Source organism: Paraburkholderia sp. GAS206C (genome assembly GCF_050435645.1).
Taxonomy (GTDB): domain Bacteria; phylum Pseudomonadota; class Gammaproteobacteria; order Burkholderiales; family Burkholderiaceae; genus Paraburkholderia; species Paraburkholderia phenazinium_B.
In genome coordinates this window covers 172,507-185,033 of record NZ_JBNDKR010000004.1, presented here as the reverse complement: position 1 = coordinate 185,033, position 12,527 = coordinate 172,507, and the positions used below count along the sequence as shown (strand labels likewise).

At 62.9% G+C, this 12,527-nt stretch carries 10 protein-coding genes; 6 read left to right on the top strand and 4 right to left on the bottom strand.

The annotated features are described in order from the left end of the window. Window positions 1-16: 16 nt before the first annotated feature. The 5 genes from P3T20_RS12990 (at window position 17) to P3T20_RS12970 (ending at window position 4,777) form a co-directional block, all read left to right on the top strand. On the top strand, window positions 17-1,144 hold the full coding sequence (locus P3T20_RS12990) for a DUF2827 domain-containing protein (RefSeq protein ID WP_429287041.1): 1,128 nt from the start codon (window positions 17-19) through the stop codon (window positions 1,142-1,144). A gap of 144 nt (window positions 1,145-1,288) precedes the next feature. Further along, complete coding sequence (locus tag P3T20_RS12985; RefSeq protein ID WP_429287040.1) at window positions 1,289-2,311, top strand: DedA family protein/thiosulfate sulfurtransferase GlpE; 1,023 nt, start codon at window positions 1,289-1,291, stop codon at window positions 2,309-2,311. A 50-nt stretch (window positions 2,312-2,361) separates the two neighbouring features. Further along, window positions 2,362-2,844, top strand: coding sequence for a DinB family protein (locus P3T20_RS12980; protein WP_429287039.1), 483 nt, complete (start codon window positions 2,362-2,364; stop codon window positions 2,842-2,844). 278 nt (window positions 2,845-3,122) lie between these two features. Further along, window positions 3,123-3,773, top strand: coding sequence for an ATP phosphoribosyltransferase regulatory subunit (locus P3T20_RS12975; protein ID WP_217272803.1), 651 nt, complete (start codon window positions 3,123-3,125; stop codon window positions 3,771-3,773). A gap of 185 nt (window positions 3,774-3,958) precedes the next feature. Continuing rightward, the gene (locus P3T20_RS12970) at window positions 3,959-4,777 is read left to right on the top strand and encodes a formate/nitrite transporter family protein (RefSeq protein ID WP_074264443.1); all 819 of its coding nucleotides are present in this window, start codon (window positions 3,959-3,961) and stop codon (window positions 4,775-4,777) included. Window positions 4,778-4,798: 21 nt separating this feature from the next. Here the strand turns inward: P3T20_RS12970 and P3T20_RS12965 are convergent, their stop codons facing one another. Genes P3T20_RS12965 through P3T20_RS12950 form a run of 4 tightly spaced genes read right to left on the bottom strand, consistent with a single transcriptional unit; the run spans window position 4,799 to window position 7,185 of the window. Then, window positions 4,799-5,164: a DUF1634 domain-containing protein gene (locus tag P3T20_RS12965; protein WP_429287038.1), complete on the bottom strand. Its 366-nt coding sequence runs from the start codon at window positions 5,162-5,164 to the stop codon at window positions 4,799-4,801. Further along, window positions 5,161-6,054, bottom strand: coding sequence for a sulfite exporter TauE/SafE family protein (locus tag P3T20_RS12960; protein ID WP_429287037.1), 894 nt, complete (start codon window positions 6,052-6,054; stop codon window positions 5,161-5,163). The genes P3T20_RS12965 and P3T20_RS12960 overlap by 4 nt, the downstream gene beginning before the upstream one ends. Before the next feature lie 16 nt (window positions 6,055-6,070). Further along, window positions 6,071-6,823, bottom strand: a complete 753-nt coding sequence (locus P3T20_RS12955) for a GntR family transcriptional regulator (protein WP_217272804.1) — start codon at window positions 6,821-6,823, stop codon at window positions 6,071-6,073. 38 nt (window positions 6,824-6,861) lie between these two features. Continuing rightward, complete coding sequence (locus P3T20_RS12950) at window positions 6,862-7,185, bottom strand: thioredoxin family protein (protein WP_429287036.1); 324 nt, start codon at window positions 7,183-7,185, stop codon at window positions 6,862-6,864. Between the two features lie 323 nt (window positions 7,186-7,508). On the opposite strand from P3T20_RS12950, the gene P3T20_RS12945 reads away from it, so the two are divergent. After that, complete coding sequence (locus P3T20_RS12945; protein WP_074264446.1) at window positions 7,509-12,473, top strand: response regulator; 4,965 nt, start codon at window positions 7,509-7,511, stop codon at window positions 12,471-12,473. The last annotated feature ends 54 nt before the right edge of the window (window positions 12,474-12,527 follow it).

The following is a 12,527-nucleotide window of genomic DNA, read 5'->3' as shown; positions in this document are numbered from 1 at the left end:
ATCTGGGTATCCCATCATGAGCACTCTGCGCATTGGCATCACGATTGGCTTGCACTACGAGGCGGAGACGCTGTGGAATAACGGCATCAAGCAGAATGCCGCGTTTCTTGCCGAGGCGCTGCGGCATTGTCCGCAGGTCGCGCGGGTGGTGCTCGTGAACACCACGGCGGTCGCCATTACCGCTGCGCTGCCGTGGGATCAGGTCCGCTATCCCACGCTATCGTTCGAGACGGCGAAAGACGATCTCGATGTGCTGATCGAACTCGGCGGCCAGGTCGACGCCGCGCAAACCGAATACCTGAAGCAACGCAACGTGCGGCTCGTATCGTACTGCTGCGGCTTCGAATATGTTCACGCCATGGAGTCGGTGTTGTTCCGCAAGCCGGCGTGGGGCGACACGCTGTTCGTCAATCAGCGCTACGACGACATCTGGATCATTCCGCAGGTCGCGAATATCAGCCGGTCATATTTCGAGGTATTGCGCCGGCAGTCCGGCCGGGTCGTGCCGTTTGTCTGGAGTCCGATGTTTCTGGATGAGCGCGTCGAAGGTCTGCTGCACGCAGGTCAGTACCAGCCGCACGACGGCGCGCGGCGCCTGAGTGTGATGGAGCCGAACATCAACGTAGTGAAGTTCTGCCTGTACCCGGCGTTGATTGCCGAGCTCGCCTATCGCAGGTGTCCTGAGCGGATCGCCTTGCTGCAGGTGACGAATGCCGAGCAGATCGCGCGGGAAAGCCTCGATTTCATCGCCCTCATGAATCAGCTCGATATCGTCCGCGATCACAAGGCGGTATTCCTCGGCCGGCACGACACCCCGGTGTTTCTGGCCGAAAACACCGATATCGTCATTTCCCATCAGCTCGAAAATCCGCTGAACTACTTTTACCTTGAAGTGTGCTGGCAGGGTTACCCGCTGATCCACAACGCCTCGCTATGCCGCGACCTTGGGTACTACTACGAAGGCAACGATGCCGACGAAGGCGCGCGCCGGGTGGTGGAGGCGATCGAGACACACGACGCGCACGCATCCTGGTACCGCGAACAGCAGCGCGGCCTGATTGCGCGCTATCTGCCAGACGACCGGCAACTGGTGGCGACGTACGGCGCGTTGCTTGACGATCTGCTGGCGCGGCCGGTCCGCTAAGCCTTTGAGGCGCCATTAGCGCCTCAAAGGCTTGTGCACTTGCACGATGCGGTTAGCCGATTTTGATTAGAATCGGATATCAAACGCCTGTGCCTGGCACTCCCGGCACTCTTCAGGGCGTTCGCTTTCCGCAGGAGCCGTACCGTGTGGCATCTTCCGACCGCTATTCCCCCTGCGCTGTGCGCGTGGGTGGTTTTCATGAGTGTGCTGATCACGCAACTCGGCGCGCCGGTGCCGGCCGCGCCTATGCTGATTCTCGCGGGCACCATGGCTGCCGTCGGCGAAGTGTCCTACTCCAGCGTGTTTTTCGCCGCCGTATGTGCCACCGTGCTGGCGGACGTCCTGTGGTTCACCACTGGCCGCTTGCGTGGCAGACGGATGCTGAACTCGCTGGTGCGCTTTTCACTGTCGTTCGACGCCGCAGTGCGACTTGCGCGCAACATCCTGGAGCGCCACGGCGCGCCGATTCTCGCGTTGGCTAAATTCATCCCCGGTATCGGCCTGATCGCCGCACCGTTGCTCGGCACCACCAGCATCGATGCGCGTGTTTTCCTGTTCTGGGACATCGTGGGCGCGGCGTTATGGGCGGGTGTCTGGCTGGTCGGCGGCGCGGCGCTGCACGACTGGATCGCGCAAGGCGTGCAGCTCGTGCGCCAGAACGGCGCCACGGTGTTCGACGTTTTCGCCGTGGTGGCCGTGCTGTTTGTCGGCTATCGCTGGGTGCGTCGGTTTCAGTTTCGTCGTTGGCTGGCGGAGATTCGCATCAGCCCCGAGCAGCTTGACGAACTGATGAAGTCAAGCGCGCCACCGCTTATCTTCGATGCGCGGCCTCCGGAAGTGCGGGCGAAGGAAGCGTATCGGATACCGGGCGCGCGTGCCCTCGATCTCGATTCGCCAGAGCAACTCGATGAGAAACTGCGCGGGCGTCCGATCGTGGTGTATTGTGTCTGCCCGAATGAAGCCACGGCGAAGCGGATCGTCGCGCAGCTGCGTCGAAAGAACATTCACCATGTCCAGGCGCTCAAGGGCGGTCTCGATGCCTGGGAGCGCCGCGGTTATCCGGTCGAGCCGCTGTCGGCGGATTTTCATGCGCCGCGCGACGAGAATGGCGAGTTCGATCCGGTGCTCGACAGCGAATACACAGTAAGGGCACGCATGACGAAGTGATGCGCCTGTGCCGGCGCGCTACACACAACATAACGATTTCCGGGGCCCCCATGTCCAGTACGCAACACCTCCATCTGCTCAATCAGCTTGCCGAGATGCCGGTATTTCTGGAAAAGGCGTTTGCCGGCATGTCGCGTGAGCTGCTGGTACGCATGCCTGCCGAGGATAATTCGCCGCTGATCGAGCATCTGTGGCATCTGAAAGATTGCGAAAGCGATCTGTATGGACCGCGTATCGAGCGCGTGCTGAACGAAGACCGGCCGACTCTCCTGCCCATGGACGTCAGCGGCTGGCCGGTCGAGCGCGGCTACCATTCACGCGACGGCGACCAGGCGATCCAGGAATTCAATGCGTTGCGTCACAAACTCATTGAGCAGTTGCGAGCCACCGAGCTCGCGTCGTTTGAGCGGGTCGGAGTTCGCACTGACGGTCATGAGGTTGGCGTCTACCGTCTGGCCGAGCAGCTCGCCGATCACGACCGGGACCATCGCTGGCGCATGAGCGCAATCCTGCGCGAGTATCTGGAACGCTAAGCCAGACCGTCCGACGCGCCGGACGACAGCGTCGGCGCAACTCGGGCTTTCCCAAACCGCGACACGTGTGTCACTATCTCGTACATGAGCCCACGTAACGTTCCATTCCGGTCGCACCATCATCACGGCAGCAGTCCGTTGCGCCGTGGTTCGTTACGTCTCATAGCAGCGAAGCCTGGAACCCACTGAGTTCCTCGCTCATGCGAAAACGACCAAGGCGCCTATGGCGCCTTTTTTTTATTTCATCATCCTTAGGAGTTCAGTCATGACCATGATCCGTGGAACGCGTTTTATCGTCGGTGAAGAAGCGGCGCAAGCCCGTGCGCTGGAGAACCGCTTCCGGAGCTACCTTCATTGATGCCGGCGCGGAAGAGGCCATCGTTCCTGCGTTGTGGTCGCAGGATACGTTCGTGCAGAAGGCGGGCGGCAGCGAAATCATTGGCCAGATGTGGGCCTTCCCGGACAAGAAAGGCCGGCCCTGTTGCCTGATTCCCGAGGCAACCGCGCTCTTTCAGGAGCGATGTCAGGAACTGCTCGAACGCCGCAAGGAACGCATGCTGTTTTACGTGGCTCGCTGTTACCGCTATGAACGGCCCCAGGCCGGACGGTACCGCGAATTCGTGCAACTGGGCTTCGAGTACCTGTGTTCGAACCCGCAGCGCGCGCTCGTGCGCAGCCGTGAAATAGGCGCGGGCTTTCTCGATTCGCTGGGACTCGATTACGCATTCGACATCGCTGCGAAGCGGGGCCTGAGCTACTACCTGAATGGCGAGGGCTTCGAGATCCGCTGTCCCGAACTCGGCGCGCAACAACAGGTGGCCGGTGGCGGCGCGTATCGGGAGGGTGCGGGCTTCGGGATCGGCGCAGAGCGTTTGCTGCTGGCGATGGGCATGCAAGGTTTGTCGGCCACCGCTATTGCCCCGTCCTAGTGCAGCCGCGCTAAAAAGGGATACAGAATCCGGGTCGCCGCGGGAGCACAGTAGGCCCACCCGCCAGACCTGCCCGTTCTGGTTACATCCGTAACGGAGCTCGAATTCGCTCGTCCTATCATGTGCGCCAGTTTGACGCACCCTCTGCGGTTGAGGAGGGTATCCCCCATTCGCGGAGACATGTGATGTACGCAGAGAGTATCGATAAATTCGCAAAGGTCGGCGCGCACAAGGCGTCGTCGATCGCGCGCTCGCCGCTCGCTTTTCTGATCGGTGCGGCCATGGCCGGGGCCTATATCGGCTTCGGCGACATCCTGATGTTTTCAGTCGGCTCGCATGTCGATCCGGCTTATGTGCATCTGATCATGGGCGCGGTGTTCGCCTGCGCGTTGACGATCGTCGTGTTCGCCGGCTCGGATCTGTTCACCGGCACGGCCATGTACATGCCGTTTGCTGTGTTGCGCGGCGAGACGGGTGTCGGCGGGATGGTGCTGGTATGGGTGGTGTGCTGGATCGGCAATCTGATCGGTGCGGTGGTGCTCGCGGCGATTCTGCATGCGGCGGGCGGCGGCGTGCTGCTGACCGATGGCTCGGAAGTCTTCTTCAAGGCGGTGTCCGCGAAGATGAGCGCGCCGGGTCTCGCGCTGTTCGCCAAGGGCCTGCTGTGCAACTGGCTCGTGTGCCTCGCTATCTGGATGGCAGCGCGCACCAATAACGATGGCGCAAAACTCGGTTTGATTTTCTGGCCCGTGTTCGCGTTCGTGGCAAGCGGCTTCGAGCACAGCGTCGCCAATATGTTTGTGTTCGCACTCGCCCTGATCGGTGAGCATCCGGACAACATCACGCTGGCCGGTGCTGTGCACAACGAAATTTTTGTCACGCTCGGCAACCTGGCGGGCGGCGCGATTTTCATGGGGCTCGGCTACTGGCTGCAGGAAGGCGGTATTGGCCATCCGTCGAAGACCCGCTTGCCGGTTTCGGCAGGCAGCGCCCAGACCCACTGACGAACTGATCCGAAGCGGCGGCTACGCCCAATGCGCGCCGACCGCGCAGCCCGCCGCCACGATCAGCAGAACTAGCACGGTAATTGCGCTATAGCGATAGTCGCGTTGCTGCAGAAACACGCCGAGCATCAGGATCAGGCGCAGCACTGGCAGGAGAATAAACAGCGCAATGCCGGCAGTGACGAGCGACATGCCTGGCGGCAGCGCCGACCGGTGCAATGCGGTGTGCACATCCGGCAACAGCAGAAGCAAACCCGCGGCGATCGTGAGAGACGCTATCCACGTGCCGCCTTTTAGCAATGCGGCGAGCCAGCGCTCGAGCGGTGTCATCACCGAGGCGAAGGTCGCAGGGGAGGCCGTGGCCGAAGCCGGCAAACGGTCGCTCATACCGGCTCGCTCACGGCTTTGACGTGGAATGCTTCGAACAGCATCTGTACCGCAAGCACAAGCAGGATCGCGACGAACATCAGCCGCAGCTTGTCGTTCGACAGACGCATCAGCACCCTTGCGCCGAGTACCGCTCCCGCTACTGAGCCGAGTGCAACCGGTCCGGCAATCGCGCTGACGATATCGCCGCGCAGAAACCAGGCGCCGGCGCTTGCAGCCGCCGTCACGCCGATCATGAAGTTGGAAGTGGCCGACGAGACCTTGATCGGCAGGCGCAACGCCGTATCCATGGCGGGGATTTTCAGCACACCGCTGCCGATCCCGAGCAGCGCCGAAATCAAACCCGCGCCGTACATCAGCAGCATGCCCAGTGGCACACGTTGCACCCGATAGGCGACCTCGCGGCCGAGTGCACGATCCGGATAGCTCGAATCGAGCGCAAGGGAAGCCGTCCAGCCTGCTGTCGCCGCAGCGCCGGTTGCAGCGTCAATTGAAGAGGTAACCGAAGCGCCGGCGACCGGATCGCTTCGTCGTACCAGCATCTGGCGCGCCGATACGAGCAGAACCAGCGCAAACAATATAAACAGCGCGAACACCGGAACGATCCCGACCAGCAGCACGCCGCACAGTGCACCCAAGGTCGTGGCGGTCTCCAGCACTACCGCGAGCCGTACGTTGGTCAGACGCTCGCGCAGGAACGGCGCTGCGCCGCCACACGAGCAGGCGATCACCGAGACGATGCTCGCGCCGATCGCCACGTGAATGTCGAGATGGCCGAACATGGTCAGAACCGGCACGATAAAAATGCCGCTCGCCATGCCGAGCATTCCACCGAGCGCACTCGCGCCGAGCGATACCGCAAAGAGCCACAGCGTGAAGCCCGTATCCATCGGAGTCTCCCGCGCGTCAGCCGCGTTTGCCGCGGCGGGCAAGCCGCGTCACGAACTGGATCTGATCGCCGCGGTAATGCAGCTGTTCGTAATCGACCGGTTGATGTCCGGCACCGTACGAGGTGCGTTCGATCAGAAAGATCGGACTGCCAGGTTCGACACCTAGTGCCTGCGCCACGGTCTCGTTTGCACAGGTAGCCTCGAGCCGGTACTCGGCTTCCACGAGTGGCGTGTCGTATTTCTGCTCGAGCAGGGCGAAGATCGGTTCGGTCTCCAGATCGTTGCCGATCACTTTCTCGCCAAGGTCTTTAGGCAGCCAGGTTTCGTCGAACGAGAGGGGCACGCCGTCCGCGAGCCGCACGCGCTGGATGCGCATCACCAGCGTGCCGGCCGCAAGGGCGAGATGGCGCGCCACCGTGTCGCTGGCGGGCAGCACCTGCTTGTCGAGCACGCGAGCGCTCGGGTGACGGCCAAGCGCCTGCATATCTTCGACGAAGCCGCTCAGCTCCGTCAGTTCCTGGGTGATTTTGGGCTGGGTGACAAAGGTGCCTTTGCCGCGGCGGATTTCGATCAGGCCGCGTTTGATCAGGTTCTGAACCGTTTTATGGATGGTGGTGCGGCTCACGCCGAAGCGCTCGATCAGGCCGTCCTCATTCGGCAGGCGGCTGCCGGCCGGATAGGTGCCGTCTGCGATGCTGGCCGCCAGCACCGCTTCGACCTGGGCGTATAGCGGCGTGGGGCTATCGGGATCGATTTTCATGTTGGACATAGTGACATCATGACGTCACTATGTCAATCGCCCCAGCGTCAGACGAGGCTATTCAATCCTTCCTCAACCGCCTCGACCCCGGTGGGCCGCACCACACGTGCGACTTCGGCGCCATCGCGAAGAAAAATCAGGGTAGGCCACAGCTTCACCCTGAACGATCGCCCGAGTGGGCGGCCGGGTCCGTCCTCGATCTCCAGATGACGCACCGCGGGATGCTCCGCGAGGGCTGCGCCGATCACCGGTTGCGCGCCCTGACAGTAGCCGCACCAGTCGGTGCCGAATTCGAGAACCGTTGCCCCCGTGAGCGTATCCACCTCGGCACGTGTCGGTGAGGTGACGGAATAGGCGGTTTGAGTGGTCATTTTTGCTCCGGAACAGATGAGGCAGGCAGCACGATTTACCTCGCGGAGTGCATCGTTCTGCGTTGCGGGACGGCTTCAATGTATCGGAAAACTTCACGCGCGGCATTGTGCGAACATGCCGTCCGCGAGCGCATCGTTTATGCGTGGTTCAAAACGTATTCTGGTGCTCAAATACGCGCTCTGCATGCGAGAATCCTGCGAAAGCATTTCTGCGTGCAGCGGGGTCGCAGCCATTGCAATTTCGCACCGCCGTGAATCGCTGGGGACCACCGATTACAGCTACAACAATCCAACCGGGCAACCGTCTCGAGGAGATTGCGTTAATGAAGCCGGACAGTTCAATGACCGACGCATTGCGCGCTGGTTTGACCACGACCTTTCTGGTCGGCGGCGGGGAGATGGGGGCGCTGATCCGCGCCTACGACTGGGCCTCGACTTCGATCGGCGCGCCTGAAAACTGGCCGCAGGGCCTGAAGACCGCGATCCGCATCATGCTCACCTCGCGCCAGCCGATCTGGATCGGTGGGGGCCCCGATCTGCTGTACTTCTACAACGACCCGTACAAGTCGATTATCGGCGGCAAGCATCCAGTGGCGCTCGGCCAGCCGACCGCGGTCGTGTGGCACGAGATCTGGAGCGACATTGCGCCACTGCTCGAGACAGCGTTGACGGGCGCCGAAGGTACCTTCGTCGAACAGAAGCTGCTGATCATGGAGCGCAACGGCTTCCCGGAGGAGACCTACTACACCTTCTCGTATAGCCCGATTCCGAACGACGACGGCACGGCCGGCGGCATCATCTGCGCGAACAGCGACGATACCTCGCGCGTCATCGGCGAACGCCAGTTGATGCTGCTGCGCGAGCTGGCCGCATCGACTGCGGATGCACGGCAGTGGCGCGACGCGTGCGAACTGAGCGCCCGCGCGCTGCGGAGCAATCCGCGCGATCTCCCGTTCGCCTTGCTGTACATCGCGGAACCTGGCTCGGCGGACGTGACACTGGCGGGCGCAAGCGGTATCGCGCCCGGTCATCGCGCTGCGCCGGAATCGATGAGCGCGGCCGAAGACGCGCCGTGGCCCGTTGCTGAAGCGCTGCGAACGCAAGGTGCGGTGGTGGTGCGCGACCTGGCGCGGCGCTTCGGGCCTGGATTACCCAGCGGCCCATGGAGTCTCGAGCCTACCCAGGCGGTCGCGTTGCCCATCATGCCCGGTGGCGAAACGGGACGTGCGGCAGTCCTGATTGTTGCGGTGAACCCCTGCCGCCTGCTGGACGAGGGCTATCACGCGTTTCTGAACCTGCTCGCGGGGCAAATCGGCGCTGCCATCGGGTACGCTCACGCGTACGAAGAAGAACGCCGGCGTGCCGAAGCGTTGTCCGAAATCGACCGGGCCAAAACAACGTTTTTCTCCAACATCAGCCACGAATTCCGCACGCCGCTTACCTTGATGCTGGGACCGCTCGAAGAGCTGCTCGCCAAACAGGATGCAACCAGCGAGGCCGACCGCAATCTGCTCGAGATCACGCATCGCAACGGTCTGCGGCTTCTGAAGCTCGTCAACGCACTGCTCGATTTTTCCCGTATCGAAGCGGGGCGTTTTCAGATCAACCCGCAGCCGACCGACATCGCCACGTTCACGACTGAACTCGCCTCGCTGTTTCGCTCCGCGATCGAAACGGTTGGGCTGCAACTCGAAGTGGACCGTGGCGTGGATGTGGGTGGTGGGCCGATCATTGCGCAGATCGATCGCGACATGTGGGAAAAGGTCGTGATGAACCTGCTGTCGAACGCGTTCAAATTCACGTTCTCCGGTTCGATCAAGGTTTCGCTGCGGCAGGGGCGGGACGGCAGCATCGAGATGAGCGTCGCGGATACCGGCATCGGCATTCCACCAGAAGAGATCCCACGTCTGTTCGAACGGTTTCACCGGGTGGCGGAGTCGCCGGGCCGCTCGGTCGAAGGCAGCGGCATCGGTCTTGCGATGGTGCAGGAGCTGGTCAAACTGCACGGCGGCACGATCAGGGTCGACAGCACGCCGGGTGTGGGCAGCTGCTTTACGGTGGTCTTGCCGCCCGTCGGTGGCCCGCTTGCCGTGCCTGCGGCTGAAGCCACGCCAACCTCGCCGGCCGCGCTAAGCCGGCACGCGTTCGCTTATGTCGATGCCGCGCGGCGCTGGATCCCCGAGTCGAACCATTTGGACGAGATCGGCACCGACGAGCCGCAATCGTTGCTGGAGACCGCCGAAACGTCAGCGCCCTTGCAGGACGGACAGGTTGCCGCGCGGGTGCTGGTGGTCGACGACAACGCCGATTTGCGAGACTACATGCGCCGCATTCTCGGCCAGGCAGGGCATGAGGTTCAGTTCGCCGTCGACGGTGAGGAAGCGCTGGAAGTGGCACGCGCGGCGCTGCCGGATCTGATCGTCTCGGACGTGATGATGCCGCGGCTCGACGGCTTCGGCCTGCTGCGCGAACTGCGCAGCGACCCGGTCTTGCGCGAAACGCCGGTACTGCTGCTCTCGGCCCGTGCAGGGGAGGAAGCGCGCTTAGGCGGCCTCGAGTCCGGCGCCGACGACTATCTGACCAAGCCTTTCTCGGCGCGTGAACTCGTCGCGCGCGTGGCAGGCAATCTGCAGCTGGCCCGGCTGCGGCGCGAGACCGAGCGCAATCTGCGCGAAGAGTCGCGCACGCTGGAAATCCTCAACCGCGTCGGCACAGCCGTGGCGGCGGAACTCGACCTGGGCCGCGCCGTTCAGGTCGTCACCGATGCGGCAACGGAGCTCACGGGCGCCGCCTTTGGCTCGTTTTTCTATAACGTGCAGTCGCCACCCGAAGCGCAGGTTGATCAGTTCAGCCAGGCTAATCGGGACGATGACGGTGGCCGCTACATGCTGTACGCGCTCTCCGGCGCGCCGAAAGAAGCATTCGCCAGTTTGCCGATGCCGCGCATTACCGCCCTGTTCGAGACCACCTTCAAGGGCGAGGGCATCGTGCGTGTCGACGATGTGACGCAGGACCCGCGCTATGGCAGGAATGCGCCGTTTCGCGGCATGCCCGCCGGCCACCTGCCGGTGCGCAGCTACCTCGCCGCGCCGGTGATCTCGCGCACGGGTGAAGTGATCGGCGGTTTGCTGTTCGGCCATCCGGAACCCGGTGTGTTCAAGGCGCGCTCCGAACGCATCGTCGTGGGTATTGCGGCGCAGGCGGCCATTGCGATCGACAATGCGCGGCTCTATCAGGCGGCGCAATCGGAAATCGCCGAGCGCACCAAAGCCGAGGGTGCATTGCGTGAGTTAAACGAAACGTTGGAGCGCCGCGTGAGCGAAGCGGTCGCAGATCGCGACCGTCTGTGGGAACTGAGCGAAGATCTGCTGGTGGTGGCGAGTTTCGACGGCACGCTGCAACGCATCAGTCCGTCGTGGCAGAGTACGCTCGGCTATCCGCTGCACTGGCTGATGTCGCACTCGTACATGAATCTGCTTCACCCCGACGAAGTCGAAATGGTGACGGCGCAACTGGAGCGTTTGCGCCGCGCAGGCGTGCCGGTGCGTTACGAATCTCGCCTGAAACGCGCCGACGGCGCGTGGCGCTGGGTGGCGTGGACCTTGTCCCTCGACCCGGCTTCGGAGCGTATACACGGCGTGGGGCGCGATGTCACCGCCGACAGGGATAACGCCGAAGCGCTGCAGCACGCCGAAGAGGCGCTGCGCATGGCGCAGAAGATGGAGTCGATCGGCAAGCTGACCGGCGGCGTAGCGCACGATTTCAACAACCTGCTGCAGGTGATCGGCGGCAATCTGCAACTGCTGGCAAAGGATGTGGCCGGCGTCGACAAGGCCGAGCAGCGGGTGCGCAATGCGCTGGCGGGCGTGGCGCGCGGCGCCAATCTGGCCTCGCAGCTGCTGGCCTTCGGGCGGCGCCAGCCGCTCGCGCCGAAAGTCGTCAATCTCGGCCGTTTTATTCGCGGTCTCGACGATATGTTCCGCCGCGCGCTCGGCGACGGCATCGAAATCGAAACGGTGGTGTCGGGCGGTCTGTGGAATACGCTGGTCGATCCGTTCCAGGTCGAAAACGCGCTGCTCAACCTCGCTATCAATGCGCGCGATGCGATGCGCGGACACGGCAAGCTCACCATGGAAGCCGGCAACGCCTCGCTCGACGACGCCTACGCACAGCGCAATGCCGAGGTGACGCCGGGACAGTATGTGATGGTCGCGCTCACCGACACCGGTTCGGGCATGCCGCCGGAAGTGCGCGAGCGTGCCTTCGAGCCGTTCTTCACGACCAAGCCTGAAGGGCAGGGCACGGGTCTCGGGCTCAGCATGGTGTACGGCTTCGTCAAGCAGTCGGGCGGTCACGTCAAGATCTACAGCGAGCCGGGTCACGGTACGACGGTGCGCATCTATCTGCCGCGTGTGCGTCAGGAAGAAGACCTCGAAACGCAGATCGATGCGGGGCCGGCGAAGGGCGGTGCGGAAACGGTGCTGGTAGTCGAGGACGACGAAGACGTGCGGAGCACGGTGGTCGAGATGCTGAGCGACCTCGGCTATACGGTGCTCAAGGCCAAGGATGCACAGAGCGCGTTGGCGATCGTCGAGAGCGGCGTGCCGATCAATCTGCTGTTTACGGACGTGGTGATGCCGGGGCCGCTGCGCAGTACCGAACTGGCTCGCAAGGCGCGCGAGCGCTTGCCCGATATCGTGGTGCTGTTTACCTCGGGCTACACGGACAACGCAATCGTACACGCCGGCAGACTGGACGAAGGCATCGAGTTGCTGAGCAAGCCGTACACTTACGAGGCGCTCGCTCGCAAAGTGCGTCACGTGCTGCGGAACCAGTTCTGGCAGCCGCACGACGAAGCCATTGCCGCCGTGCAGGAGGCGGGAGCGGCTGCTGGTGGCGACGCCGCCGCCGACGTCGCCAAGGCCATTAGTAGTTTGAACATTCTGTACGTCGAAGACGACGAACTGGTGCGCCTGAGCACCACCGAATTGCTCAGGACATTCGGACTGCAGATCGTCGAGGCCGCAAGCGATGTGGAAGCCATGCGTGTGCTGCGCGAACGGCCGTTCGACGTGCTGCTGACCGATGTCGGCCTGGCTGGCAAGTCGGGAGTCGATCTGGCGATCGAGGCATGCCGCGATCATCCGCACTTGCAGGTGATCTTTCTGACCGGCTACGATCTGGTGCTGACGTCCGAACAACGGGAGCGGTTGCCCAACGCCATTCCCTTGCGCAAGCCGTATGATCCGATCGCGCTGGTCGATCTGTTGCGCCGTTGCGCGGACTGACGCAACGTCTGTGCTATATCTGAAGAACTGCTGTTTAACTGTGATTGACGAGGA

Excerpts from the sequence above, each read along its gene's own strand:
- P3T20_RS12980 (WP_429287039.1), top strand. The coding sequence starts at position 2,362 with ATGTCCAGTACGCAACACCTCCATCTGCTCAATCAGCTTGCCGAGATG.
- P3T20_RS12990 (WP_429287041.1), top strand. The coding sequence starts at position 17 with ATGAGCACTCTGCGCATTGGCATCACGATTGGCTTGCACTACGAGGCG.
- P3T20_RS12960 (WP_429287037.1), bottom strand. The coding sequence starts at position 6,054 with ATGGATACGGGCTTCACGCTGTGGCTCTTTGCGGTATCGCTCGGCGCG.
- P3T20_RS12965 (WP_429287038.1), bottom strand. The coding sequence starts at position 5,164 with ATGAGCGACCGTTTGCCGGCTTCGGCCACGGCCTCCCCTGCGACCTTC.
- P3T20_RS12945 (WP_074264446.1), top strand. The coding sequence starts at position 7,509 with ATGAAGCCGGACAGTTCAATGACCGACGCATTGCGCGCTGGTTTGACC.
- P3T20_RS12950 (WP_429287036.1), bottom strand. The coding sequence starts at position 7,185 with ATGACCACTCAAACCGCCTATTCCGTCACCTCACCGACACGTGCCGAG.
- P3T20_RS12970 (WP_074264443.1), top strand. The coding sequence starts at position 3,959 with ATGTACGCAGAGAGTATCGATAAATTCGCAAAGGTCGGCGCGCACAAG.
- P3T20_RS12955 (WP_217272804.1), bottom strand. The coding sequence starts at position 6,823 with ATGTCCAACATGAAAATCGATCCCGATAGCCCCACGCCGCTATACGCC.